This window comes from Allorhizobium sp. NPDC080224 (assembly GCF_050281005.1).
GTDB lineage: Bacteria > Pseudomonadota > Alphaproteobacteria > Rhizobiales > Rhizobiaceae > Allorhizobium.
On sequence record NZ_JBNNWJ010000001.1, the window covers coordinates 662,679 to 687,260 of the forward strand.

Sequence of the window (24,582 nt, forward strand, 5' to 3'; positions counted from 1 at the left end):
GCGGGACCATGGCAAAGATTGCAGGCAAAAAATCCGGTCTCGTCTGGGCCGTTCATCTCTCGGTAGCGGCACTGGTCGTCCTTTGGCTTCTGCCGACCGCAGGCCTCTTCATCTCCTCATTCCGCACAGCGGACCAGATCGCCACTAGCGGCTGGTGGAGTTCGCTATTTTCGCAGGAGCAGAACCTCGTCTTGAGAACCGCAGCGCCTTCGACCCAGCGCCAGGAAGGCAATCTCTGGGTCATTGAGGGCAATCTGCTCAGCGAAGGCGGCGCTTCGGCCGAGGCGGAGATCTCGACCTGGGGCACCACGTCGCGCGCCATCAGCGAATACGAACCCGGTGCGACCGCACCCATGGGTGACAGTGCTCGTGTGACCGTCCAGGAGAATGGTGACTATCGTCTGGAAAGCGATGTCGAGCTGACCGGCACCCGTGGCGATCGCATCTTCGTGACGGCGGAGCTGCCGCCGGAATTCACGCTCGACAACTACGAGACGGTGCTCTTCTCCGGCTCCACCACAGATTCTATGGCGAAGGCCTTCTTCAACACGCTGACCGTGACCATTCCCGCCACGGTGATCCCGATCGTGATTGCAGCCTTCGCGGCCTATGCGCTCGCGTGGATGGAATTCCCGGGCCGCGCACTGCTGATTGCGGCCGTGGTCGCACTCCTGGTCGTGCCACTGCAGTTGGCACTCATCCCGCTCCTGCGCCTGCACCTGTCGATCGGCATCGGCAAGGGTTATCTCGGTGTCTGGCTTGCCCATACGGGCTTCGGCCTGCCCCTCGCGATCTACCTTTTGCGAAATTACATGGTCGGGCTCCCGCGCGACATCATCGAATGCGCCAAAGTGGACGGTGCAACGGATTTCCAGATCTTCACCCGCATCATCCTTCCGTTGTCGTTCCCGGCGCTCGCCTCCTTCGCCATCTTCCAGTTCCTCTGGACCTGGAACGACCTGCTTGTCGCCAAGGTCTTCCTGATCGATGCGACCGGCGAGACGACCGTGATGACGAACCAGATCGTCGAGCTTCTGGGCACGCGCGGCGGCAACTGGGAAATCCTGGCGACGGCCGCCTTCGTGTCGATCGCGGTGCCGCTCCTCGTCTTCTTCTTCATGCAACGCTACCTCGTGCGTGGCCTCCTTGCCGGATCGGTCAAGGGTGGCTGACACCGGGTCTTAAGACCAAGCCAACAGGAATATGTGAATGAGTGCAGATGCAAATCCCGTCATGACGCCCGACAAGGACTGGTGGCGCGGCGCGGTGATCTATCAGATCTACCCGCGCTCCTATCAGGACTCCAACGGTGACGGTATCGGTGACCTGAAGGGCATCACCGCCCGTCTGGCCCATATTGCCGATCTCGGCGCCGATGCAATCTGGATCTCGCCCTTCTTCACCTCGCCGATGAAGGACTTCGGCTACGACGTATCGAACTATGTCGACGTCGACCCGATGTTCGGCTCGCTGACCGATTTCGATGGCCTGATCGCCGAAGCCCACCGCCTCAACATCAAGGTCATGATCGACCTCGTGATGTCGCACTCGTCCGACCAGCATCCCTGGTTCGTCGAGAGCCGCTCGAGCCGCGTCAATCCCAAGGCCGACTGGTATGTCTGGGCAGACTCGAAGCCGGACGGCACGCCGCCGAACAACTGGCTGTCGATTTTCGGTGGTTCGGCATGGCAGTGGGATCCGACCCGCATGCAGTATTACATGCATAACTTCCTGACCTCGCAGCCGGACATGAACCTGCACAATCCGGAAGTGCAGGATGCACTCCTGGCGGCCACGCGCTTCTGGCTGGACCGCGGCGTCGATGGCTTCCGCCTCGACACGATCAATTTCTACTTCCACGACAAGGAACTGCGGGATAACCCGGCCCTCGCACCGGAGCGCCGCAATGCCTCGACGGCGCCTGCGGTAAATCCCTACAACTTCCAGGAACACATCTACGACAAGAACCGCCCGGAGAACATTGCCTTCCTGAAGCGCTTCCGCGCGCTGCTGGATGAGTATCCGGCGATCGCAGCGGTTGGCGAAGTCGGTGACAGCCAGCGCGGCCTCGAAATCGTCGGCGAATACACCTCCGGCAACGACAAGATGCAGATGTGCTACGCCTTCGAATTCCTGGCGCCGGAGCCGCTCACCCCGGAAGTGGTGCGCAACACGCAGAACGCGTTTGCAAATGCAGCGCCCGAAGGCTGGGCCTGCTGGGCCTTTTCCAACCACGACGTTGTCCGCCACGTCAGCCGCTGGGGGGCGAATATTCTCGATCGCGACGCCTATGCGAAGATGACCTCTGCGCTGCTGCTCACCCAGCGCGGCTCCGTGTGCATCTACCAGGGCGAAGAACTCGGCCTTACCGAAGCCGACATTGCCTTCGAGGATCTCCAGGATCCCTACGGCATCCAGTTCTGGCCGGAGTTCAAGGGCCGTGATGGCTGCCGCACGCCGATGGTCTGGGACGATCACGCCGTTCAGGCCGGCTTCTCGACGGCGCAGAAGACTTGGCTGCCGATCCCGGTCGAACATGTCCTGCGCGCCGTCAACACGCAGGCCGGCAAGGAAGAGTCGGTGCTTGAGCACTATCGCCGTTTCCTCGCCTTCCGCCGCCAGCATCCGGCCTTTGCCAAGGGCGACATCGTTTTCCACGACGCCGGCGACAATCAGCTGATCTACACCCGCGCCTTCGGTAACGAGAAGCTGCTCTGCGTCTTCAACATGAATGCCGAAGAGACCGCAATCGCGCTGCCATCCGGCGAATGGATCGGGCTCGAAGGCCATGGCTTCAACAGTGCAGTCAACGATAACAAGGTAGAGTTGCCGGCTTGGGGCGCCTATTTCGCGCGCCACGCCTGACAGGGGAGGAAAGCATGACGGGTCTCGTTCTCAAGGACATCCGCAAGGCATACGGGCAGGTCAAGGTCCTGCACGGCATCGATCTGGAGATCAAGGAAGGCGAGTTCGTGGTCTTCGTCGGCCCGTCGGGCTGCGGCAAGTCCACGCTTCTGCGCATGATCGCGGGCCTTGAGGACATCACCGGCGGTGAACTCTATATCGACGGCCAGCTCGTCAACGATGTGCCGCCGTCCAAGCGCGGCATCGCCATGGTGTTCCAGTCCTATGCGCTCTACCCGCATATGACCGTCTACGACAACATGGCCTTCGGCATGCGTATCGCCGGCGAAAGCAAGGAAGAGATCGACCGGCGCGTTCGCTCCGCTGCCGGCATTCTCCAGCTCGAGTCCTATCTCGACCGCCTGCCAAAGGCGCTGTCCGGCGGTCAGCGTCAGCGTGTCGCCATCGGGCGCGCGATCTGCCGCGACCCCAAGGTCTTCCTGTTCGATGAGCCACTGTCGAACCTCGATGCGGCCCTGCGTGTCGCGACCCGCATCGAGATCGCCAAGCTCAACGAGCAGATGGCCGATACCACTATGATCTACGTGACCCACGACCAGGTCGAGGCGATGACGCTTGCAGACCGTATCGTGGTGCTCTCGGCCGGCAAGATCGAACAGGTCGGCCCGCCGCTCGAACTCTATGAGCGTCCGGCCAACCTTTTCGTCGCCCGCTTCATCGGCTCGCCGGCCATGAACATCATGCCAGTGACCGTGATCGGCACGGGCGAGACGACCCGGATCAAGCTGAAGGATGGCTCGGAAGTCACCGTCGATGTCGCGACCACCGCATCGGAACAGGGTAAGTCTGCGAGCTTCGGCGTCCGCCCGGAAGATCTGGCAATCGCAACCGGTCCAGAATTTCTGTTCGAAGGCAATGTCGACATCGTCGAGGCCCTCGGAGAAGTCACGCTTCTCTACGTCAAGGGACCGGTCGAAGACGAGGCGATCGTGGTCAAGCTGCCCGGCATTGTCGACGTCAATAAGGGGCAGACCCTGCGCTTTTCCGCAGACCAGACCAAGCTACACCTCTTCGACGCCGACGGTCAGACATACCGCCGCTGAGATTAACTCGATCGAACTGCTTAAAGCCCTGTTATCCTTACCGATAACAGGGCTTTTCCGTAGTCAGGAATGGCCCTCGCGCCAACACCGACTGTTAAGTTGTCACTGCTAGCTTTTTGCCCATAACAACTGACAAAAGACGAGGGCAGAAATGATGAGAGCGGCAAATGGCGGATCTCATTTCCTGAAGAAAGAGGAATCCTTCATGTACGACCGGGAGAACCGGTATCGCATGGAGGACACAATGAATGCGGGACGGCTCGAATACACCGAAAACGGCATGAGCCACATGGCCGCGCGGCGCTGCGACGTCTTGCGTATCTCGCTGAGCGGGGCCGTGATCGGACTGATCACGCAGGTGAACCTGCCCAAACAATTCTACCTCGATATTCCGGACGCCCGCATCAACAAGGTCGGTGCGGTGCTGATGAAGAGCTTTGCCAACAACACGGCCGAAATCCGTTTCCTGCGTCTTTTGACGCAGAAGGAACTGGATCGCATCTTCGTCTTCTCCACCCATCCGGCGCACAAGGACCGCGTGCTCGACGTCCGCAGCTGGTAAGCAGCGCGCCAACGAATTCTCTGAAGGCCGGTGCAGCAGACGCTGCACCGGCCTTCAGCATTTCTGACTGGACATCGCCGGGCTGACCTTTGATCTTCGCTTCCATCAAAGGGAGATACAGACATGTCCAGTCAGAAGGTCGCTATTGTCACGGCAGGGGGAAGCGGTATGGGGGCGGCGGCCGCAAGGCGCCTCGCTGCCGACGGCTTCAAGGTCGCCATCCTCTCGTCTTCCGGCAAGGGGGAGGCACTTGCCGCCGAACTCGAAGGCTTCGGGGTCACAGGGTCGAACCAGTCTCCGGAAGACCTCGCACGCCTCGTCGACGGCACCATGGAACGCTATGGCCGCATTGATGTCCTCGTGAACAGCGCAGGCCATGGGCCCCGTGCCCAGATCCTTGAGATCACCGACGAGCAGTGGGCGAAGGGCATGGATGTCTATTTGCTCAACGTCATCCGCCCGACGCGTCTCGTCACGCCAATCATGCAGCGCCAGAAGGCCGGCGTGATCATCAACATTTCCACCGCCTGGGCCTTCGAGCCATCCCCGATGTTCCCGACCTCGGCCGTCTTCCGCGCAGGCCTTGCGTCATTCACCAAGCTCTTTGCCGATACCTACGCCGGTGAAAATATCCGGATGAACAATGTCCTTCCCGGCTGGATCGATAGCCTGCCGGCGACAGAGGAGCGGCGTGACGGTGTGCCGATGAAACGCTACGGCACGAGCGAGGAAATTGCCGCCACGATTGCCTTCCTGGCCTCCGACGGCGCAGCCTACATCACAGGCCAGAATCTCAAGGTTGACGGTGGTTTAACCCGTCACGTTTGAAACTATCTCGACGTCGCGCCCGGAAATGCGACGATGAAGCGCCGGGCGTAAACCTCTTGGTTACCAAACCTCTTCATTCTTTAGAGCAGTCGACAGGACGCTCTTCGGGTTTTCTGTCCCAGTAAAGCCGGTTTCCGCTGCTAGGCGACCGGTTCTCCGAGTTTTGGTAAGCGAGTTCAGGTATCATGGCGTCCTTGGCCCCTCAGGTCATCGGTGGCAATCGCGCCGCCGTTCAAAAGACAAAGTCGCGCAGAAACATGCGCGGCTCCAGCCTGCCGACGATCTTGGGCATCTCACTGGCCTGCCTCTTTTGGGGCACCGCGAGCCTTGCCGTTTTCAAGGGGCTGTCATCCTCGACGATCCAGGCACCGAGCATGGCAGGCCACAGCCTGCCGAAGCCGGAACTCGTTTTGTCGAAGCCGCTGGCGCCCCGCGCAGCACTGGCACAATCGACGGATTTCGCGGCCCTTGAAGAAATGCGCAACCGCTTCGCCGAAGCGATCGCTGCCACTGACCATCTGGGCCTGCTGATGCTGCCTGCTGCCATGCGGCTTGCAGAGGTCGACAAGTCCGATCGTCTTCTGCTGGCCCGCGTCGAGAGCGTGACCGATTCCCAGGCCCTCGCTGTGCTGCGTGATGCGCTTGTGCAGGCGGAGGCAGGACGGCAGCAGGCAGCCCTTGCAACAGCGGCCCATGAACGCCGCAGCGACAGGGACGATGTTGATCCCGTCGTCACCGCCTCGATCCCGACGAATACCGCCGAGGCGGCGCCAGTCGCGCTCGGTTACGCGGCAACGCCAAGGGCAACCGAAACAATGGCCGCGGCCGATCCGCGCGTGGAGCCCTTCGAGGAGCTGCTTTCGGCACCGCAGACAGAAGATCACGGCGCGCTGCCGGATGATGGCCCGGTACCGGGTGCCAAGCCACAGGCCAAACCGCGCGTTGAGCGCGTACCGGCTCCGGAAGCGCCTGTTGCCGCCGCCACGCCGGAAAAGCCGAAGAGGAAGACGCTGTTCGGAATGCTGGCCTATGCCAAGCCGGACAATCCTGTCACCACGGATGACGGGGCAGGAGGCATCTTCAACCGCAAGAACAGCATGCCCGGGCCAGGTAGCCGCATCGCCGTCTATGTGATCGAGGATTCTGTCGTGCACATGCCCAATGGCGAAAAGCTGCGCGCCCATTCCGGTCGTGGCCACATGCGCGACAACCCAAAATATGTGCATGTGAAAAACATGGGGCCGACCCCGCCCAACGTCTACAAGCTGCGCATGCGTGAAGCCCGCTTCCACGGCGTCGAGGCCATTCGCATGAACCCTGTGGGCGATGCCAAGATGTATAATCGCGATGGCTTCCTGACCCATACCTACCTGCTGCGCCGCCGCGGCGACAGCTCAGGCTGTGTGGTCTTTGAAGACTATAACAAGTTCCTCAATGCATATAAGCGCGGGCACGTGCACACGCTGATCGTCGTGCCGAGCATGCGGGAACTGCCAAAATACATGGCAATGCTCTGACGAAAAGGCCTCCGCAATGATCTCGCGGAGGCCTTCTTACTTTGGTTGGCCGGAGCCTGTCGATGCAGGCCCCTTGTAAGTCTGGCTTACATCGCCGGGATCACGGTGATCGACTTGATCTGCGCAGGCGCGCCGGTGATGTCTCCGGCCTTTGTCGCGGCGCCCGTTTCCAGGTTGACCGTGTAAAGAGCGCTATCGGCAACGAGCCAGGCAGTGTTCATGCCGTCGGCTCCCGCTTCGATGTCGAAGGCATAGGTCGTCGGCATGCCCTCGATACCCAGCTTGCCGATCGCCTTCAGCGTTCCGTCATTCGGCTTAGTCTGCTGGATGAGCGCGCCGATCGTCGCGTCGATGTTGTACATCGCGGTCTTTTCCGGCTTGCCGACAGAATTCGTATAGGCGGCAGCGACGGTGTTCGGCGTTTCGCCCTTGTGCATGTCGCCTTCCTCGAAAACGAGGCTACCGTCCACGGTCACTTCGCCGGTGTCGGGATGGACGCGGTGGTTGGTGGTGCCGGTCATGTAGCGCAGCCGGTCGGCGGCGGGGTTGAAGTTTACGACCACAGGCGCATCGCCGATCGTCAGCGGCTTGTCCATTTTCGCGAGTTCCGTTGCCGCGCCTGTTTCCGGATCGATGGTGACGATCACGTTGTCCGCCGTCACGCCAACGATGGTCTGGTTGGCCGGGCGATAATCGATGCCGACCAGGCGATCAACACCGGTGACGTCCATGGATTTGCTGATCGCGGGGTTTGCAGTGTCGAACATCACGAGCGTCTTGTCGCCTGCGAGACCGACGACCTGGGCGGCCTGCGCTCCGAAGGCCGTAAGGGCGGTTGCGGCTGCGAGGCTGAGGATACGGATGCTGGTCATGGAAAACTTCTCCCGTTTGCATGGTGGCGACACCGGTCTGGTGCCTCCTGATCTCAAGACACGCGGCAGATGCCGATTGGATGCAGGCGTCAGAAGTTTTTTTCTTCTGCATCCAGAAATCGTCCTCGCGTGTCTCTGAAATGAAGGAGAAACTCATGGACGTGGCGATAACGAGTGGCAGTTCTTCGGCGGGTGCATGTCGTGCAGGTTGCCAAATCAGACGGGTGAGCTACTTTCCGCCCAGGTTCTTGGAAGGAAGCTGGATGGAGAATGAGCAAGATAAGCTCGGTGCGGCGCTGAAAGCCTGTGCCGCAGGGGATCGCAAGGGCCTGGCCTTGATCTACGAAAGCGAAGCGCCTCGCATGGTCACGGTGGCTGAGCGGATCCTGCGGCGCCACGATCTGGCGGAAGAGATCGTCCAGGAGGCCTTCCTGCAGATTTGGAACAAGGCCTGGCAGTACGACCCATCCCGCGGCTCGGCACGAGGCTGGATCTTCGCCATCGTTCGATCACGCTCGCTGAATGCGCTCCGGGATGGAGGTCGGGAAGATCTGACCGAGACGGACAGCCTTGAGCGACTGCAGGACGAGGGAGCTGACGCTCTCTATCACGATCTGTTCGATCAGCTCGACACCGCAAGTCGCTTGCGCGCCTGTCTCGGACGGCTCGACGGACTGCGTCGGAAGACGGTCATGATGGCTTATGTCTCGGGTTACAGCCACGGCGAGATCGCCGGTCGGTTGAAATTGCCGCTGGGAACCGCCAAGGCCTGGATCCGCCGATCGCTGGTCGCGCTGAGGGAGTGCATGGCATGAGCACATGGCACACACTCGCCGAACGCGCCGACGCCTATGTCCTCGGATTGATGGACGAGGATGAACATCGCGCTACCGAAACCGAGATGGAACGCGACGAAAGCCTCGCCCGTGCCGTCGCCGTTGCGCGTGATCGGTTTCTGGAACTCGACCTGGTCGGCCCGACCGCAAGCGTCTCCCCCGATCTCTGGGCAAGGATAGAACGACAGCTCGGTCCGCAGGAGCGACCGAAGAGTTCCGCGCCACCAGCGGCGGTCAACGACAACAGCCTTTCCTGGTGGCGAGGCTTCGGTCTGTCGGCCGCGGCCGCCTCGCTCCTGCTGGTCGGTGCCTTGTCCTACGCCCTGCTCGGTCGGGCGGAGCCGCAGGTGATTGCCGTCCTGATGAATGAGCAGGGTGAGCCGGTCGTGATGATCGAGGATTTCGGCAATGACACGGCGAGGGTCGTTCCGCTCACGGATGTGACTGTGGCCGAGGACAGATCCCTGCAGCTCTGGACCTTGCCGTCTAGTGATACCGGGCCCGTATCGCTCGGCGTACTCGATGGCTGGCGGACGGCAACCGTCGCAGGGCCGGATCTTCCCGGGCCGCTCGAGGAGCAGCTTTACGAGATCACGGTGGAGCCTCTGGGCGGATCACCGACGGGCAAGCCGACAGGACCGATCCTGGGCAAGGGCTTTGCGAAAGTGCCGCGCCCATGAGTGTGGGGTCGCGCCCGGTATGCGGGCGCGACGCTTGTCAGGCTCAGAACTCCTGCCACTCGTCCTGCTTGAGTGCTGCATTTCCATGCGTCTGCGCCGGGCGTGCCGGTGCGCGCCGGGGTGCGGCTGCCGGGCTGGACGGCGTGTGAGCGCGCACAGCGCCATGGGATGCTGAGGTCGCACCCTGCTGGCCGGTGTAATGCCTGCCGAGGGTAAAGCGGGAGATGAACTGGCGAAGCCGCTGTGTCTCCGTTGCGAGCGTGGCGCTTGCTGCGTTGGACTCTTCCACCATGGCAGCGTTCTGCTGGGTGACCTGGTCCATCTGGTTGACCGCCGAGTTCACCTCGGAGAGGCCGGTTGCCTGCTCGCGTGCCGAGCTCGCAATGGCCTGCATGTGGTCGTTGACCGCCACGATATTGTCCTGGATCGTCTTCAACGCCTCACCGGTCTCGCTGACGAGCTTGACGCCGTTCTTCACCTCTTCCGACGAGTTGCGGATCAGTTCCTTGATCTCCTTCGCCGCCTGCGCCGAGCGTTGTGCGAGTTCACGCACTTCCTGTGCCACGACCGCAAAACCCTTACCGGCTTCGCCTGCGCGCGCCGCTTCGACGCCGGCATTCAGCGCCAGAAGGTTGGTCTGGAAGGCGATCTCGTCGATCACCCCGATGATGTTTGAGATCTGGTTCGACGACTGCTCGATGCGGGCCATGGCCCCCACGGCCTCGGCGACGATCTGGCCGGAGCGGGTTGCGCTCGTATCCGCTGCCTGGGTGGCGTGACGGGCCTCCTCGGCGCGCTTCGAGGCGTTGTTGACGTTGACGGTGATCTGGTCGAGGGCCGCTGCCGTCTCCTCGAGCGAGGCCGCCTGCTGCTCGGTGCGCTTTGAAAGATCTTCCGCGCTTGAGCTGATTTCGCGGCTGCCGCTGTCGATCTGGTCGGTGGATTGGGCCACGGCGCCAAGGGTAGTCGCAAGCTGAAGAACCGCGTCGTTCAGATTGGTTCTAAGCGCTTCGAAATCCGGAGCGAACGCGCGTTCGATCGTGAAACTGACATCACCCTTGGCCATCCGTCCGAGGGCGTCGCCGATCGTGTCCACGGCATGCACACGCTCGGTCACATCAGTGGCGAATTTCACCACCTTGGTCACACGGCCGCGATCATCCATGATCGGATTATAGGACGCGTTGATGACGACTTTCTTGCCGCCCTTGCCGTATCGGGTGAACTCGGCGGCCTGGAACTTGCCGGATCGCAACTGCGTCCAGAATTCTTGGTAATCCGCGCTGCGCGCATACTCGGGGTCGACAAACAGACTGTGCTGCTTGCCCTTGATCTCGTCCATTCGGTAACCGAGGGCTTCAAGGAAGTTCTGATTGGCGGAAACAACTTCGCCTTGCGGCGTGAATTCGATGATAGCCTGCACACGGCTGATGGCCTCCATCTGGTTCTGGAAGTCCAGATTCTGCAACCGTTCCTTGGCATTGGCCCATTCGACGACGAAGCCGGTGGTTTTGGCGCCATTCTTCAACGGCGTGACGATCAGGTCGAAAGCCCGGTGGCCGACCCAGATGGTTGCCTTGTGCTGATTCTTCAGGCTCGACAGCATGTTGCGCTGATGGCTGGGATCTTTGTGGAAGATGTCGATGTTGCTGCCGATAAGCTTGTCGAAGTCGAAGCGCGGCAATTCTTTCTTCAGGTCACTTTCCGCTTCCTTCAACATCGCCTTTGTCGCGGTGTTCATGTAGCGGATGTTGAGCTTTTCGTCCGCGATCATGATGTTCGCGGTAATGACTTCAAGCGATTCAAGCTGTGCGCGGTTGTTTGTAGACAGTCCAAACATAGTGCCTTGGTCCTTTGGCCAATTTCCTTCTTCAGAAACCGGACCGCGCATCCAAAAGGTAGACAAAGGGCGAAGGTGCTGCCGCAGAATCGTCGAGTTTGTATAACTTGTTGTTATCGCGTTTGTTTCCGTACCAAGATATACAAAATTAGTAGTGTCGAATTTGTTAAAATGAACGGTGGCGTTGGCGCTGCCGCACGAGAACTGTCAATCGGAATAGACAAAAGGCCGCGATTACTCGCGGCCCTTGAGCTTAATTCTACGAATTGAGGCGCTTAGAACAGGACGCTTGCGCCCTGGTCGGCAGGTCCGGCGATCCGGCGGAAGCTGGCAAACAGCTCACGGCCCATGCCGAACTCATTGTCGTCGAGATTGGTGGTGGCAAGCGGTCGGGCGTCGAACTCTGCCGCATCGACCAGAACTTCGAGCGTGCCGGCAACAGCATCCAGCCGCACCATGTCGCCGTCCTTGATCCTGGCGATCGCGCCACCGTCGACGGCTTCGGGCGTCAGATGGATCGCTGCCGGTATCTTGCCCGACGCACCGGACATGCGCCCGTCGGTCACGAGTGCGACCTTGAAGCCGCGATCCTGCAACACGCCAAGCGGTGGCGTCAGGCGGTGCAGTTCCGGCATGCCATTCGCCTTCGGTCCCTGGAAGCGGACAACCGCGACGAAGTCGCGCTCCAGCTTGCCGGCCTTGAAGGCGTCCTGCAGTTCCTGCTGATCGTTGAAGACGATTGCGGGGGCCTCGATAACGTGACGCTCCGGCTTGACGGCCGAAATCTTGATGACCGCCTTGCCGAGATTTCCCGTCAGCATCTTCAATCCGCCATTCGCCTGGAAAGGCTTGTCGATCGTTGTCAGCACCTTCGGATCGGCACTCACGTCCGCGGCCGGCTCGCGATGGACGGTGCCGTCGTCGGCGAGCTTCGGGTCGATCGTATAGGCAGCGAGACCCTGACCATAGACGGTTCGCACATCGTCATGCACGTAGCCAGCCTTGAGCAGTTGCTTGATCAGGAAGCCCATGCCACCGGCGGCATGGAAATGGTTCACGTCGGCAAGCCCGTTCGGATAGACGCGCGCGAGCAGCGGCACGATGTCCGAGAGCTCCGAGATGTCCTGCCAGGTGAGCTGGATGCCGCCTGCGCGCGCCATGGCGATCAGGTGGATCGTGTGGTTGGTCGAGCCACCGGTCGCATGCAGGCCGACAACGCCGTTGACGATCGAGCGTTCGTCGATCATCTCGCCAGCCGGCGTGAACTCGTTGCCGAGTGCTGTGATCGCCAGCGCCCTCTTGGTCGCTTCCTTGGTCAGGGCGTCGCGCAGTGGCGTGCCCGGGTTGATGAAGGAGGCGCCGGGCAGGTGGAAGCCCATGATCTCCATCAGCATCTGGTTGGAATTGGCCGTGCCGTAGAAGGTGCAGGTGCCCGGCCCATGATAGGACTTGGATTCCGCTTCCAGGAGCTCCGCGCGACCGACCTTGCCTTCGGCATAGAGCTGGCGGATCCGCGATTTCTCGTCGTTCGGCAGGCCGGAGGTCATCGGTCCGGCCGGAACGAAGATCGACGGCAGGTGACCAAAGGTCAGCGCCGCGATCATCAGGCCCGGCACGATCTTATCGCAGACGCCGAGATAGACAGCCGCATCGAACATGTTGTGAGAAAGGCCGATGCCCGCCGCCATCGCAATCGCGTCGCGGGAGAACAGCGAGAGCTCCATGCCGGGCTGGCCCTGGGTTACGCCGTCGCACATTGCGGGAACACCACCCGCGACCTGTGCCACGCCGCCGGCTTCGGATGCTGCCTGGCGGATCAGTGCCGGATAGGTCTCGAAGGGCTGGTGTGCCGAGAGCATGTCGTTATAGGCGGTAATGATGCCAAGGTTCGGCACCACGTCGCCGGCCAACGCTTCCTTGTCCCTGGGCGAACAGACCGCGAAGCCATGGGCGAGGTTGCCACAGGACAGTGTCGAGCGATGCACGCCCTTGGAGATCGCCCGGCGCGTGCGGTCGAGATAGGCTTCGCGGGTCGGCTTGGAACGCTCGACGATCCGCTTGGTGATGGCTTCGATACGGCTGTCTGCAGTCATCGGATATGGCTCCTCATCTGGCGCGGGCGCTTAAGGGCGCACATCGCGCAAAGGCCTCCTCGGCCGGGAAACTCGTCATATGCGCATCAACCTGCCGAACACCTTCGGCAGGCAAGGGCTGTGCCCTCAGGGCGCCCAATAGATGTCGGGCGTCGTCCGGGCCCGTTCAAGAACGGCCCTGATCGGCATGTCTTTCTCGTCCGTGCCGGCCAATGCCTTGTCCAGTACGGCTTTCTTTTCAGCCCCTTCGATATGCACGACCAGAAGGTCTGCATCGTGAAGCGCGGAAAACGACAGCGTCAGGCGGGCTTCGCCAGCACCCGGCGCTTCCATGGTCATGACGCGGCGCGGCTGTGAGAGATCGAGCGCGGCATCCAGATGATCGCCGCCTGGAAAGAAGGAGGCTGTGTGTCCGTCGGTCCCCATGCCGAGGATCGCGACGTCGAAGGGCTCGGTCATGCCGGGCACGATGCCCGATGCCGTCTTCGCTGCTTCCTCAATGGTCGCTTCGGGGCGATAGAGCGGCACGAACTCGGCCGCTGCCGCTTCGTTCTTCAAGAGGTGCGTCTTGACCAGCAGATGGTTCGAGCGCGGATTGTCTTCGTCCACGAACCGCTCGTCGACCAGGGTGATCTTGACCTTCGGCCAATCGAGAGCCCGCGTCGACAGCGCCTCGAAGAAAGCCTTCGGCGTCGAGCCACCGGAGACGGCAAGCGTTGCCGCGCCCTTGTTCGCGATCGCTCCGGAAAGCGCAGAAGCCACGGCATCGGCAAGCCCGGCTGCAAGAGCCGCGCCTGTCTCGAATGTCTTCATGTGATGTGCCATCCGCCCCGGCCTCAGTCGTTCTCGTGCCAGGTGCGGCCGTCACGCTCGATCAGCGCAATGGCCTGGCTCGGCCCCCAGGTGCCGGACGTGTAGCCCTGCGCCTTCTGGCCGATTTCTTCCCAGGATTTCAGGATCGGATCGCACCAGTTCCATGCTGCCTCGACTTCATCGCGGCGCATGAACAGCGTCTGGTTCGAACGGATGACGTCCATCAGCAGGCGTTCGTATGCATCCGGATTGCGCACGTCGAAGGCCTGGGCAAAGCTCATGTCGAGCGACACATGGCGCAGGCGCATGCCGCCCGGGCCCGGATCCTTGATCATCAGCCACTGCTTCACGCCTTCGTCCGGCTGCAGGCGGATGACGAGCTTGTTGGCCTCGATGCGGCCAGCCGCGTCGCCGAAGATCGAATGCGGGATCGGCTTGAAGGTGATGACGATCTCCGACATGCGCGTTGCCAGACGCTTGCCGGTTCTGAGGTAGAAAGGCACGCCCGCCCAGCGCCAGTTGTTGATCTCGGCCTTGATCGCGACGAAGGTTTCCGTGTCCGACGTCGCTCCGAGTTCTTCCTGGTATCCGTTGACGGCGCCACCGGCGGAAGCGCCCGCGCGGTACTGGCCGCGCACGGTCAGCTTCTCGACATTGTTCGGCGTGATCGGCTTCAGCGAGCGCAGCACCTTGAGCTTCTCGTCGCGCACGGCTTCCGCGTCGAGCGAGGAGGGAGCTTCCATGGCGACCAAGCAGAGGAGCTGCAGGATATGGTTCTGCACCATGTCACGCAGTGCGCCGGCCTTATCGTAATAGGTGACGCGACCTTCGAGGCCGACGGATTCGGCGACCGTGATCTGCACATGGTCGATATGGGCGGAATTCCACAGCGGCTCGTAAAGTGCGTTGGCGAAGCGCAACGCCATCAGGTTCTGCACCGTCTCCTTGCCGAGATAGTGGTCGATACGGAAGATCTGATCTTCCTTGAACACCTTGCCGATCGTGTCGTTGAGTATCTGCGCCGAAGCGAGATCGCGACCGATCGGCTTTTCAACGACGATGCGGGTCGACTTGGTAATCAGCTTGTGGTCGCGGATCTTGTCGGCAATGTCGCCGAAGATCGACGGGGACACGGCGAGATAGAAGGCCCGCACGATATCCTTGCCCTGGTCGAGCAGCTTCTTCAGATCTTCCCAGCCCTGGTCCGACTTGGCATCGACAGAGACGTAATGGACGCGGTCGAGAAACTTCGCGACTTCGCTCTCTTCCAGCTCTTCGGCCTTCAGGTGCTCCTGCAGGGCCTCCAGAGTGAACTTGCGATATTCGTCATGCGTCATCGCCGTGCGCGAAGCACCGATGATGCGGGTCGGCTCCGTCAGCTGGCCGGCCAGCTGACGGTGGAACAAGGCAGGCAAAAGCTTGCGCTCGGCCAAGTCGCCGGTGCCGCCGAAGACGACGTAGTCAAAGGGTTCAACGGGGATGATCTGGCTGCTCATGCGCATCTCTCGTTCGGCAAATTCGTTGGACAGGTTCTAATCTAATCGATTTAAAAAAGCCACCCCGGCCCGGCGGAAATTGTCTTTGCATGCCGCCAGCAGGATGAACAAAGCGTGTTCTGCGACAATCAAACTCACCTGCCGGCACCCTGTATGAACGGCACCGGCAAGTGGCACCCAGGTGTCAGAAACGGTCCCGAAGCGCATACCAGGTCAGCGCGAGGAACAGCAGCGGCTTGCGCAGGCTGGCGCCACCGGGGAAGGGCGGGATTTTCAGGTCTTTGAGCACGTCGAGCTCACGGGCATTGCCGGCCACCATGTCGGCATACATCTTGCCGCAGTAGTTCGACAGCATCACGCCATGCCCGGAATAGCCGGCGAGCGATGTCACGCCAGGCATCACATCCCGGGCAAAAGGCTTGCGCGGGAGGGTGATGCCGACCGAGCCACCCCAGCCATGGGTAATCTCGATATTGTTGAGATCGGGATAGATCTCGGCGATCTGCCGGCGGATATGGGTCGAGATGTCGCGGGGACTGTCGGCGGTATAGGCCTCGCGCCCGCCGAACAGCAGCCGTCCGTCGCGGCTCTTGCGGAAGTAGCGCACCACAAAGCGACTGTCGGCCACGGCCTCGGAGCCCTTGAGCACCTGCGGGAATTTGCTCAGCGGTTCCGTCGCCCCGATGAAGGAGCGGATCGGCATCACATGCGATGCCGTCACCGGCTCCAGGTTGCCGATATAGGCATTGGTCGCGATCAACAGCCGATCGGCGGTGATCGTGCCGCGCGCCGTATCGATGAGTGTCTTGCCGCCTTCCTGGCGAATGGCACTCGCTGGCGTCATCTCGTGGATCCTGGCGCCGGCCTGATGGGCCACGCGTGCGAGGCCGACAAGCAGCTTCAGCGGATGGATATGGCCCGTGCCGGTATCGCGCACCCCGTAATGATACCGCGTCGAGCCGACACGCTCATGGGTCTCTTCCCGGTCCATGAAGGATATATGCGGATAGCCGTAACGCACAGCCATGATCTCGGCATCGTGCCGATAATCCGATTCCCAGCCGCGCTTATGCGCCACGTTCAACTGGCCGGGCATGTATTCGATGTCGATGCCGTGCTGTTCGGCAAAGTCGAGCAGATAGCGCTTGGCATTTTCCGCCAGGTCGAACAGTGCCTTTGATCGCTCGAAGCCGAGCTCCGCCTCGATTTCGCCTGGCCAGGCGCGCTGACCGGTACCAAGCTGACCACCGTTGCGGCCGGACGCGCCATCGCCGAAGCGGCTGCCCTCGATCAGGATGACGGATACGCCAAGGCGCGCAAGGTTGAAGGCCGCCTGCAGGCCGGTAAAGCCGCCGCCGATGATGGCGACGTCTGCAGAGGTGGAACCGTCGAGGGCCGGATATTCCGGCCGCTCGCCCACACTATCCTGATACCAGGAGATCCCCGGCGCGATCGGGCTTTGCCATGCCATGGGTTTGCCTCCCTCACACGTTGAGAAGAAGGAATTCGCGTTCCCACGGGCTGATCACCTGCATGAAGGTTTCGAACTCGCCGCGTTTCACGCCGGCATAGAGCCCGACGAATTCCGAACCGAAGACCTCGGTGAAATCAGGTTCGCCTTCCAGCAGAGCGACCGCTTCCAGCAGACCGCGAGGAAGATCAACAGAGCCTTCATTCTCCGAGCCCTCGGCCGCCGCCGTCGGTTCGATCTCTTTGACGATGCCGAGATAGCCGCAAGCGAGCGATGCCGCCAAAGCGAGATAGGGATTGGCATCCGAACTCGGCAGTCGGTTCTCGACGCGCCGTGCAGCAGCGTCCGAGACCGGCACGCGAAATGCCGTGGTGCGGTTGTCATAGCCCCAGGCATTGTTGACGGGGGCCGCCATGTCGGGCGTCAGGCGACGATAGGAATTGACGTAAGGCGCCAGCATGACAAGCGAACTCGGCACATACTTCTGCATGCCGCCGATGAAGTGGAAGAACTCAGGCGAGGCAGAGCCGTCGGGATTGGAAAAGACGTTCTTGCCGGTCTTGATGTCGACCACCGACTGGTGGATGTGCATCGCTGACCCCGGCTGCCCCTGCATCGGCTTGGCCATGAAGGTTGCATAAATGCCGTGCTTCAGCGCTGCTTCGCGGATCGTGCGCTTGAACATGAAGACCTGGTCGGCAAGTTCGATCGGATTGCCGTGGCGCAGGTTGATTTCGAGCTGGGCCGGACCTTCCTCGTGGATCAAGGTGTCGATCTCCAGCCCCTGTTTTTCCGAGAAGTGATAGATATCGTCGATCAACTCGTCGAACTCGTTGATCGCGGCGATCGAATACCCCTGGCCACCGATGATCGAGCGACCGGAGCGGCCCTTCGGCGGATGCAGCGGATAGTCGGGGTCGTCGTTCATGGCCACGAGGTAGAACTCGATTTCCGGCGCAACGACCGGCTTCCAGCCCCTTTCCTCGTAAAGGCGCAGTACGTTCTTCAAGACGTTGCGGGGCGCGTAGGAGACGTTTTCTCCGCCGACATTGACGATGTCGCAGATGACCTGTGCGGTCGGATCGCTTTCCCACGGCACGACCGAAAGCGTCGAAAGATCCGGCAGGAGCTTCAGATCGCTGTCGCGCGGCTCGTAACGGAAATTCTCCGTCTCGTCAGGATACTCGCCCGAGATCGTATGACGGTAGAGCGCCGAGGGGAGCGCAAGCGAGGTGTTTGATGTGAACTTCGACGACGGCATCATCTTGCCGCGCGGAACGCCGGCGAGATCGGGCGTAATGCATTCGATGTCCTCGATGCCGCGTGCCCGGAGCCAGGTCGCCGCTTCCTTCCAGTTCGAGACGCCGCGCTTGGATCCGGGATCCGGCGGGATCACCGCCTTCTTGGAAGGAGCACTGTGGGATCTCATCATGGATTTCTTCGCGGGCATGTCTCACCGGTTGGTTGTTGATGCTGGTCATCATAGCCAGACTTTGGCCTTTGGCCAGCGGCACGCGTTGACTTTGATCAGAAGTTTGTCGAGACAGACGGCAGATCCCCGGGAGCAGCAGCATGGCCAGGAAGTACGACGTCGCGATCATCGGAGCGGGTGCCGCCGGCATGATGGCGGCCTTCACCGCCGGCCGGCGTGGCAAATCCGTCATCGTCCTCGACCACGCCAAGGCCCCGGGTGAGAAGATCCGCATCTCAGGCGGCGGGCGATGCAACTTCACCAATATCCATGCCACGCCGAAGAACTACATTTCGCAGAACCCGCATTTCGCCAAGTCGGCGCTTGCCCGCTACACACCATCAGACTTCGTTGCCATGGTCGACCGGCACAAGATCGCCTGGCACGAAAAGACCCTCGGCCAGCTGTTCTGCGATGACAGCGCGAAAGACATCATCCGCATGCTGCTCGAAGAGATGCGTGCGGTGCATGTCGATCTGAAGCTCTCGTGTGAGATCTCCGAATTGGAGAAGGGACTGGACGGTTTCCGCCTCACCACCAGCGAAGGCCCGATTGTCACGGATAGTCTGGTTATCGCCTGTGGCGGCAAGTCGATCCCCAAGATGGGCGCGACGGGTTTTGCTTATCGCATTGCCGAGCAGTTCTGCCTGCCAGTGACGGAAACACGTCCAGCCCTCGTTCCGCTCACGCTCGAACCCAATCTCTTGGGTGAATTGTCGGAACTCTCTGGCGTCGCCGTCGATGCGGACGTCTCTTGCGGCAAGACCCGCTTCCGCGAGGCACTTCTCTTTACCCATCGCGGACTGTCCGGTCCGTCCATCCTGCAGATCTCGAGCTATTGGCGGGAAGGGGAAGAGATCCTGCTTTCCCTGCGCCCCGAGACGAATTTCGCCGAACTCCTGAAAGCGGCAAAGCGCGAAAACGGCCGCCAGCAGGTTCAGACGGTGCTGGCCCAACATTTGCCCAAGCGGCTTTCGCAATATCTCGCCGAGACTGCGAAGCTGGAACGGCCGCTCGCCGACCTGCAAGACAAGGCGCTTCTCTCTCTCGCCGAACGCATTCGCCGCTGGCCGATCAAGCCTGCCGGATCGGAAGGCTACCGGACGGCAGAAGTCACCCTCGGCGGCGTGGATACCGACGCACTCGACAGCCGTAGCATGCAGACAAAAACCGTGCCCGGGCTCTATTTCATCGGTGAATGCGTCGACGTTACCGGCTGGCTCGGGGGCTATAACTTCCAGTGGGCCTGGGCCTCCGGCCATGCGGTTGGCGAGTCCGTCTAAGCAAAGTCTCACGCTCCGGACAAGCTTATACCTGTAATTCAGGGCTTGTTAACATGCGTCGGTCATCCTGCCTGAATGCCGGTGCGATATGCTCTAATATCGCGACATGAGGTCTGGCCGGCTTAAGGCCCCGCAAGGGCATGACCTTCCCTGGCCGCATCAAGGACCGCGCCCCATGAAACATGAGACCCGCAAGCCCCGTGCCATCGCCATTGCCGTCACGAGCAGCCGTGACGAAGAGCGCGCCTCTTTGCGCCAAGTCAGCATTATCTGCCTCTATGCCGCAAGCGCCCTTGCTGCGCTTGCCTTCGGTCTCCTCGGCTAGGGCACCTCGACGGTCCTCCCTTTCAGTGGCAGCAAGCCGCTTTGCAGCGGTTTGACGATGGCCACTCTTTGACGCCCATAGCCTTTGGCGGGCGAGCTTTTTCTCGATCAACGATCTCTGTCCCGCTTCGGGATGGCAGCCTTTGGCCTTAACTCCGTCTTGAGACTTTTACTGCAACTGTTCTGACTGGGTAGGAGCAAAGACGGCGAAGACGACAGTCAGAGCCGCCATTTTTTTAGGTTGCGGCGCCGCTTTGATGCCGTTTTCGTTTGGAGGAACAATGTTGATCGATCAAATACTGTCGCGCTTTTCGATATCGACCAAGGTGATTGCCTTCGTGCTGCCCTTCGTCCTGTCGATCACCGCAGTCGGTCTCATGGGCCTCTACGCATCCGGCCTCCTGCAACAGCGCATGGAAATTTCCAACGGCACGATGCGGTCGCTAAACGGCTTCCGCAACGTCAACGCCGCCATGACCCACTTCCTCGATCAGACCTCGGAAGAAACGCGCAGTACCGTGTTGAACCAGTTGGCGTCCCAGCAGTCGACACTCACGCAGAACATCTCCGAAATCGGCGTAGACGGCATGGGTCGTAACTTCCTCGATGAGGCGATTGCCGGCACGGGGGCTGTCAACGAGAAGGTCGATGCGCTCTGGCAACTGCACGAGGCAGAGGTGAAGCTGGCGACGTCGATCCAGGATCACCTGACGGGCCTGATGGCGCAGCAGATTCGCGTATCGGACGAGGCGCAGAAACTGCAGCGTGCCGTCGTCGGTGGTGAAAATGATGCGAAGGGTGCGCTCAAGGAGGCCGAGCGCCTGTCTTCCGGCGCCAAGCACCTCTCTGAGGTCTTCAAGGGCTTCTTCTCCGCCGGTATTCCGGAAGAGCAATTCCCCTACCTGCAGAAACAATTGCCTGAACTGGTGAAGACCCAGCGCAAGATTGCCAATGCTCTGCCCGCTGAAAGCAGGGACATGGGCAAGGCCCTCCTGGCTTCGATCAACGAGATCAAGGCGAAGGTCGCGACCGGCGACATGAGCCTTGAGAACGGCCGTTCCGTCGGCTCGATCATTTCCGGCTTCCGCGGCTTCGAAGCGACGCTCAGCGCCGGTGCCGCCGTCAAATATGCCGAGTCCGTGCAGAAATTCGCCGCTGTCGAGACCGGCGCCGTACAGGCGGCCGATGTTCTCGTCGGCAGCCGCACCCTGATCGCCGATGTCTATGATCTGCGCATCATGACCGCCACCTTCCTCAATGTGAAGGACGACAAGACCCGCGAACCGATCCTTCGCCAGATCAAGCTGATCGGCGACAACCTTGCCGTTCTCGGCGGCAGCATCGCCGACAAATCCTTCTACGACAGCCTGACGGCAGCCATCACGCCGCTGCTTGCCTCGCTCACCGCCGATACCGAAGCGCTCGTGAAGACCAGCGCCGACCGCATCGCGAGCTTCGATCAGGCGAGCCGCACGATGGATGCCATCTGGGCGTCGCTCACCTCCTTTGCTGACCTGCAGAAAGATGTTGCCGGCACCGAACGCCAGGAAGCGAACCGCCTGTCGATCGGCACCATGATCGCTGGCGTCATGCTCGCCGTCATTGGCGGTATCGCGCTGGTGCTGACCCTGCAGCGTCCGATCACCCGCATCACCACAACCATGCAGCGCCTTGCTGAAGGTGATCTCGACGCCGGTATTGCCGGCGACAAACGCGGTGACGAGATCGGTGCCATGGCCCGCGCGCTCGCCGTCTTCAAGACCAACGCCCGCACCAAGCTCGAAATCGAATCCGAGCGGCAGCGCGAGCAGATGGAAGCGGAAGCCGAGCGTCGTCGCAACGACGAGGAAAAGCAGGCGCTGGACCGGGAGATCGAGCATGCTGTCGGCAAGCTCGCTCAGGCGCTGGAACGCCTTGCCAATGGCGATATCTCCTTCGAGATCGAAGGCCGTTTCCACGGACGCCTGGAACAGCTTCGAAACGACTTCAACCTGTCGCTGTCGCGTCTTCGCGATACGATGCATCAGATCTCCGGCAACGTCGACCAGATCCAGAACAATGGCCGCCAGATGGCCCAGTCCGCACTCGATCTCGCCCGTCGCACCGAGCAGCAGGCAGCCTCGCTTGAGGAGACCGCAGCCGCGGTCGATGAGATCACCGCAGCCGTCCGTTCTTCCTCGGAACGCGCCGAAATGGTGAACGGCGTCGTGCGTGAAGCGAAGAAGAATGCCGACGAATCCGCTGTCGTCGTTGGCAGCGCGATTTCCGCCATGGGCCGTATCGAGGAGGCCTCGCGTCAGATCTCCAACATCATCGGCGTCATCGACGAGATCGCCTTCCAGACGAACCTGCTGGCTCTCAACGCCGGCGTAGAAGCTGCCCGCGCCGGTGAGGCCGGCAAGGGCTTTGCCGTCGTCGCTCAGGAAGTGCGCGAACTCGCGCAACGCTCGGCGGGTGCCGCGAAGGAAATCAAGGCCCTCATCAACCGTTCTGCCGAAGAGGTGGCGAACGGCTCCACCCATGTCCAGCAGACGGGCACTGTGCTCTCGCGCATCGGCGGCCAGATCGCGATGATCAGCGAGCATATCGAGAAGATCGCCGAGACGAGTAGCGAGCAGTCTGGCGCGCTGCAGGAGGTCAATGGTGCCGTCGGCCGCATGGACCAGATGACCCAGCAGAATGCTGCTATGGTTGAGGAAGCGACCGCCGCCACACAGGATCTCTCGGCCCAGACCGATGCACTTCGCGATCTGCTCCAGCAGTTCCGCATCGAGGCTGATCGTCAGCGGTCTGTCGACCGCGCAGCCTGAGGTCCCGGCTTCGACAAACGAAAAAGCCCGGTCTTCGCGCCGGGCTTTTTCGCATCAGGCCTCGGCCAGACGACAACACTTGCCCGGATCGGTCTCGCGATCGACCGGTTTGTCGGCCCCGCGCGCCAGATTTTGGCGCACTTTTCGAACGAGGCGCCGAAGACGTACCCACGGTGCTTCGCTGTACTGCGCATAAAATTCGTCTTCGGACAGCTTGTCTTTCTGCCCTCGTTCCTGTTTCAGCGCGGCGATGGCAAGGGCTGCATAAACTTCGTGCATGACGGATCTCCTGGTGTTGATGCCGTCTTCTCTTTTATCCCTCATTTTTGGACGCAAACACACTCAGGATCGTGCTATGTCTTTCATCTATGAAAGACATCACCTGGGACGCCTATCAATTATTCCTGGCCGTTGCGCGGCATGGCGGACTTTCGGCCGCCGCGGAAGCAACAGGGCTGAGTGCAGCCACGCTCGGCCGGCGTATGGTCGAGCTCGAGCATGCTCTGGGCCGGGAGCTCTTCCTTCGCAGTCAGACCGGTTATCGTCTGACCAGCGATGGCAGCCAGCTTCTCGAACATCTCCTTGAACTCGAAGTCGGCAGCAGGCGGGTGGAGGAGTGGCGACGTGGCAAGGCCGGCCAGTCCCTGGTCCGCATCAGTCTCGGCACCTGGATCGCCTGGCTGCTTTGCCAGAACATGACGGTTATCCGCACCCCGCGCGACGAGTTCCGCATCGACCTGCATGTCGCCGAGCAGCGCGCCAGGCTGTCACATCGAGAGAGCGACATCGGCATCCGCGCCTTTGAACCTGAAGAACCGAACCTCGCTGCGATCCCCGCAGGTGAGGTCGCCTATGCCGCCTATAAGGCACGCAACAGGCAATGGATGGGGCCAGAGCCCTGGGTCGCGGTTGATGACGAGAATGCCGTCTCTGCCTATCTGCGCTGGCCGCGCCAGCACGCGCCCGAGCGCATCGTCGCGACGGTCAATCGCCCGCGCTCCCTAAGGGATCTGGTGAGGGCAGGGGCCGGTGTCGGCGTGCTTCCCTGCTTCGTCGGTGATCTGGATCCGACGCTCGAGCGGGTCGGCGAGGAGATCCCGGAGCTTCGCCATCGCCAGTGGATCGTCATGAACAGTGACGATCGTCATCGAAGCGACATTCGCGCTGTCGCCGATCGGCTGGCCAGGCTTCTTAAATCCCATCGGGACATTCTGGCGGGCAGGCGGCCGAGCACCAGCGGCTGATCTCGGTGTCACAACGAAAAGACCCGCACGACGACCGGCACTCCTCCCCAGAGGCGATCATCGTGCGGGAACCGGTCCGGAGGTCAGGGGCCGGACGGGGGATGTCTGGTTGCTCAGGCGGCCTGATGGCTGCCCTGGGTCACGATGACGGGGATCAGCAGATCACCCCAGTTGCCGTCGCCGCCGTGATGGCGGGCGGAGCGGACGAGTTCGACCGATACGCCGGCATCAACGGCCTTCATGATCGAATGGTTGAGGCGGTGCAGGTCGTTGGCCAGCATGCGGATCATCGCCTGCTGATCGGCGCTCATGGCCGAGGACTGTTCTTCGGCGCGTTCCTTGACTCGGGTCTGGGGTGTCATGGCATTTCTCCTCTTGGTGTTGGGGGTTCTTGAAGTCACCTCCCCCTTGAGGGGGGCGGTCGTAGCGTAGCTGCGGGTGGGGGTGAACCTCTGATGACTGCGGTGGTCACCC

21 protein-coding genes are annotated in these 24,582 nt (G+C 61.4%); 12 read left to right on the top strand and 9 right to left on the bottom strand.

Features of this window, described 5'->3' with window-relative positions:
* Positions 1 to 8: 8 nt before the first annotated feature.
* The 6 genes from ACQKP1_RS03255 (at position 9) to ACQKP1_RS03280 (ending at position 6,875) form a co-directional block, all read left to right on the top strand.
* Positions 9 to 1,172 (top strand): carbohydrate ABC transporter permease, encoded by a 1,164-nt coding sequence (locus tag ACQKP1_RS03255; RefSeq protein ID WP_006726396.1) that lies wholly within the window; start codon positions 9 to 11, stop codon positions 1,170 to 1,172.
* Positions 1,173 to 1,209: 37 nt separating this feature from the next.
* Positions 1,210 to 2,865: an alpha-glucosidase gene (locus ACQKP1_RS03260; RefSeq protein WP_427274166.1), complete on the top strand. Its 1,656-nt coding sequence runs from the start codon at positions 1,210 to 1,212 to the stop codon at positions 2,863 to 2,865.
* A gap of 14 nt (positions 2,866 to 2,879) precedes the next feature.
* Positions 2,880 to 3,968, top strand: a complete 1,089-nt coding sequence (locus ACQKP1_RS03265) for an ABC transporter ATP-binding protein (RefSeq protein ID WP_427274167.1) — start codon at positions 2,880 to 2,882, stop codon at positions 3,966 to 3,968.
* Between the two features lie 151 nt (positions 3,969 to 4,119).
* Complete coding sequence (locus tag ACQKP1_RS03270; RefSeq protein WP_425958171.1) at positions 4,120 to 4,530, top strand: hypothetical protein; 411 nt, start codon at positions 4,120 to 4,122, stop codon at positions 4,528 to 4,530.
* A gap of 123 nt (positions 4,531 to 4,653) precedes the next feature.
* Positions 4,654 to 5,358, top strand: a complete 705-nt coding sequence (locus tag ACQKP1_RS03275) for an SDR family oxidoreductase (protein ID WP_427274168.1) — start codon at positions 4,654 to 4,656, stop codon at positions 5,356 to 5,358.
* 185 nt (positions 5,359 to 5,543) lie between these two features.
* Positions 5,544 to 6,875, top strand: coding sequence for a DUF2778 domain-containing protein (locus ACQKP1_RS03280; RefSeq protein ID WP_427274169.1), 1,332 nt, complete (start codon positions 5,544 to 5,546; stop codon positions 6,873 to 6,875).
* Positions 6,876 to 6,961: 86 nt separating this feature from the next.
* Here ACQKP1_RS03280 and ACQKP1_RS03285 read toward each other — a convergent pair whose 3' ends face one another.
* Positions 6,962 to 7,747, bottom strand: a complete 786-nt coding sequence (locus tag ACQKP1_RS03285; protein ID WP_427274170.1) for a DUF4394 domain-containing protein — start codon at positions 7,745 to 7,747, stop codon at positions 6,962 to 6,964.
* 263 nt (positions 7,748 to 8,010) lie between these two features.
* On the opposite strand from ACQKP1_RS03285, the gene ACQKP1_RS03290 reads away from it, so the two are divergent.
* Both ACQKP1_RS03290 and ACQKP1_RS03295 read left to right on the top strand, forming a co-directional pair.
* Positions 8,011 to 8,562, top strand: a complete 552-nt coding sequence (locus tag ACQKP1_RS03290) for a sigma-70 family RNA polymerase sigma factor (protein WP_040300158.1) — start codon at positions 8,011 to 8,013, stop codon at positions 8,560 to 8,562.
* Entirely contained in the window at positions 8,559 to 9,263 is a 705-nt protein-coding gene (locus tag ACQKP1_RS03295; RefSeq protein WP_203019734.1) for an anti-sigma factor, read from the top strand. Before ACQKP1_RS03290 ends, ACQKP1_RS03295 begins: the two co-directional genes overlap by 4 nt.
* Before the next feature lie 43 nt (positions 9,264 to 9,306).
* Here ACQKP1_RS03295 and ACQKP1_RS03300 read toward each other — a convergent pair whose 3' ends face one another.
* From ACQKP1_RS03300 to ACQKP1_RS03325, 6 genes are all read right to left on the bottom strand, one after another.
* Positions 9,307 to 11,103 carry a methyl-accepting chemotaxis protein gene (locus ACQKP1_RS03300; RefSeq protein ID WP_427274171.1) on the bottom strand — a complete coding sequence of 599 codons (1,797 nt, stop codon included), beginning with the start codon at positions 11,101 to 11,103 and terminating at the stop codon, positions 9,307 to 9,309.
* A gap of 275 nt (positions 11,104 to 11,378) precedes the next feature.
* Positions 11,379 to 13,196 (bottom strand): phosphogluconate dehydratase, encoded by a 1,818-nt coding sequence (gene edd / locus ACQKP1_RS03305; RefSeq protein WP_427274172.1) that lies wholly within the window; start codon positions 13,194 to 13,196, stop codon positions 11,379 to 11,381.
* Between the two features lie 126 nt (positions 13,197 to 13,322).
* A complete protein-coding gene (pgl, locus tag ACQKP1_RS03310; RefSeq protein WP_427274173.1) occupies positions 13,323 to 14,021 on the bottom strand; it encodes a 6-phosphogluconolactonase in 699 nt (232 codons plus the stop codon).
* 11 nt (positions 14,022 to 14,032) lie between these two features.
* Entirely contained in the window at positions 14,033 to 15,505 is a 1,473-nt protein-coding gene (gene zwf, locus ACQKP1_RS03315) for a glucose-6-phosphate dehydrogenase (RefSeq protein WP_427274174.1), read from the bottom strand.
* 184 nt (positions 15,506 to 15,689) lie between these two features.
* A complete protein-coding gene (locus ACQKP1_RS03320) occupies positions 15,690 to 16,976 on the bottom strand; it encodes an NAD(P)/FAD-dependent oxidoreductase (RefSeq protein WP_427274175.1) in 1,287 nt (428 codons plus the stop codon).
* 13 nt (positions 16,977 to 16,989) lie between these two features.
* Positions 16,990 to 18,426, bottom strand: a complete 1,437-nt coding sequence (locus ACQKP1_RS03325; protein WP_427274176.1) for a glutamine synthetase family protein — start codon at positions 18,424 to 18,426, stop codon at positions 16,990 to 16,992.
* A gap of 122 nt (positions 18,427 to 18,548) precedes the next feature.
* Between ACQKP1_RS03325 and ACQKP1_RS03330 the strand changes: the two genes are divergently transcribed.
* The 3 genes from ACQKP1_RS03330 to ACQKP1_RS03340 all read left to right on the top strand — a co-directional run bounded on the left by ACQKP1_RS03330 (position 18,549) and on the right by ACQKP1_RS03340 (position 22,864).
* Positions 18,549 to 19,730 (top strand): NAD(P)/FAD-dependent oxidoreductase, encoded by a 1,182-nt coding sequence (locus tag ACQKP1_RS03330; protein WP_427274177.1) that lies wholly within the window; start codon positions 18,549 to 18,551, stop codon positions 19,728 to 19,730.
* A 175-nt stretch (positions 19,731 to 19,905) separates the two neighbouring features.
* Positions 19,906 to 20,055, top strand: coding sequence for a hypothetical protein (locus tag ACQKP1_RS03335; protein ID WP_427274178.1), 150 nt, complete (start codon positions 19,906 to 19,908; stop codon positions 20,053 to 20,055).
* A 280-nt stretch (positions 20,056 to 20,335) separates the two neighbouring features.
* Positions 20,336 to 22,864, top strand: coding sequence for a methyl-accepting chemotaxis protein (locus ACQKP1_RS03340; protein WP_427274179.1), 2,529 nt, complete (start codon positions 20,336 to 20,338; stop codon positions 22,862 to 22,864).
* Positions 22,865 to 22,918: 54 nt separating this feature from the next.
* Here the strand turns inward: ACQKP1_RS03340 and ACQKP1_RS03345 are convergent, their stop codons facing one another.
* Positions 22,919 to 23,143, bottom strand: coding sequence for a hypothetical protein (locus ACQKP1_RS03345; RefSeq protein ID WP_427274180.1), 225 nt, complete (start codon positions 23,141 to 23,143; stop codon positions 22,919 to 22,921).
* An 89-nt stretch (positions 23,144 to 23,232) separates the two neighbouring features.
* Here ACQKP1_RS03345 and ACQKP1_RS03350 point away from each other — a divergent pair, with 89 nt between their 5' ends.
* A complete protein-coding gene (locus ACQKP1_RS03350; protein WP_427274181.1) occupies positions 23,233 to 24,108 on the top strand; it encodes a LysR family transcriptional regulator in 876 nt (291 codons plus the stop codon).
* 113 nt (positions 24,109 to 24,221) lie between these two features.
* On the opposite strand, the gene ACQKP1_RS03355 is transcribed toward ACQKP1_RS03350, so the two are convergent.
* Positions 24,222 to 24,470, bottom strand: coding sequence for a hypothetical protein (locus tag ACQKP1_RS03355; protein WP_006726415.1), 249 nt, complete (start codon positions 24,468 to 24,470; stop codon positions 24,222 to 24,224).
* Positions 24,471 to 24,582: the final 112 nt, after the last annotated feature.

Excerpts from the sequence above, each read along its gene's own strand:
- ACQKP1_RS03320 (WP_427274175.1), bottom strand. The coding sequence starts at position 16,976 with ATGGCATGGCAAAGCCCGATCGCGCCGGGGATCTCCTGGTATCAGGAT.
- ACQKP1_RS03280 (WP_427274169.1), top strand. The coding sequence starts at position 5,544 with ATGGCGTCCTTGGCCCCTCAGGTCATCGGTGGCAATCGCGCCGCCGTT.
- ACQKP1_RS03285 (WP_427274170.1), bottom strand. The coding sequence starts at position 7,747 with ATGACCAGCATCCGTATCCTCAGCCTCGCAGCCGCAACCGCCCTTACG.
- ACQKP1_RS03335 (WP_427274178.1), top strand. The coding sequence starts at position 19,906 with ATGAAACATGAGACCCGCAAGCCCCGTGCCATCGCCATTGCCGTCACG.
- ACQKP1_RS03350 (WP_427274181.1), top strand. The coding sequence starts at position 23,233 with ATGAAAGACATCACCTGGGACGCCTATCAATTATTCCTGGCCGTTGCG.
- ACQKP1_RS03290 (WP_040300158.1), top strand. The coding sequence starts at position 8,011 with ATGGAGAATGAGCAAGATAAGCTCGGTGCGGCGCTGAAAGCCTGTGCC.
- ACQKP1_RS03295 (WP_203019734.1), top strand. The coding sequence starts at position 8,559 with ATGAGCACATGGCACACACTCGCCGAACGCGCCGACGCCTATGTCCTC.
- ACQKP1_RS03345 (WP_427274180.1), bottom strand. The coding sequence starts at position 23,143 with ATGCACGAAGTTTATGCAGCCCTTGCCATCGCCGCGCTGAAACAGGAA.
- pgl (WP_427274173.1), bottom strand. The coding sequence starts at position 14,021 with ATGGCACATCACATGAAGACATTCGAGACAGGCGCGGCTCTTGCAGCC.
- zwf (WP_427274174.1), bottom strand. The coding sequence starts at position 15,505 with ATGAGCAGCCAGATCATCCCCGTTGAACCCTTTGACTACGTCGTCTTC.
- ACQKP1_RS03340 (WP_427274179.1), top strand. The coding sequence starts at position 20,336 with ATGTTGATCGATCAAATACTGTCGCGCTTTTCGATATCGACCAAGGTG.
- ACQKP1_RS03275 (WP_427274168.1), top strand. The coding sequence starts at position 4,654 with ATGTCCAGTCAGAAGGTCGCTATTGTCACGGCAGGGGGAAGCGGTATG.
- ACQKP1_RS03270 (WP_425958171.1), top strand. The coding sequence starts at position 4,120 with ATGATGAGAGCGGCAAATGGCGGATCTCATTTCCTGAAGAAAGAGGAA.
- ACQKP1_RS03260 (WP_427274166.1), top strand. The coding sequence starts at position 1,210 with ATGAGTGCAGATGCAAATCCCGTCATGACGCCCGACAAGGACTGGTGG.
- ACQKP1_RS03255 (WP_006726396.1), top strand. The coding sequence starts at position 9 with ATGGCAAAGATTGCAGGCAAAAAATCCGGTCTCGTCTGGGCCGTTCAT.
- ACQKP1_RS03325 (WP_427274176.1), bottom strand. The coding sequence starts at position 18,426 with ATGCCCGCGAAGAAATCCATGATGAGATCCCACAGTGCTCCTTCCAAG.
- ACQKP1_RS03330 (WP_427274177.1), top strand. The coding sequence starts at position 18,549 with ATGGCCAGGAAGTACGACGTCGCGATCATCGGAGCGGGTGCCGCCGGC.
- edd (WP_427274172.1), bottom strand. The coding sequence starts at position 13,196 with ATGACTGCAGACAGCCGTATCGAAGCCATCACCAAGCGGATCGTCGAG.
- ACQKP1_RS03265 (WP_427274167.1), top strand. The coding sequence starts at position 2,880 with ATGACGGGTCTCGTTCTCAAGGACATCCGCAAGGCATACGGGCAGGTC.
- ACQKP1_RS03300 (WP_427274171.1), bottom strand. The coding sequence starts at position 11,103 with ATGTTTGGACTGTCTACAAACAACCGCGCACAGCTTGAATCGCTTGAA.
- ACQKP1_RS03355 (WP_006726415.1), bottom strand. The coding sequence starts at position 24,470 with ATGACACCCCAGACCCGAGTCAAGGAACGCGCCGAAGAACAGTCCTCG.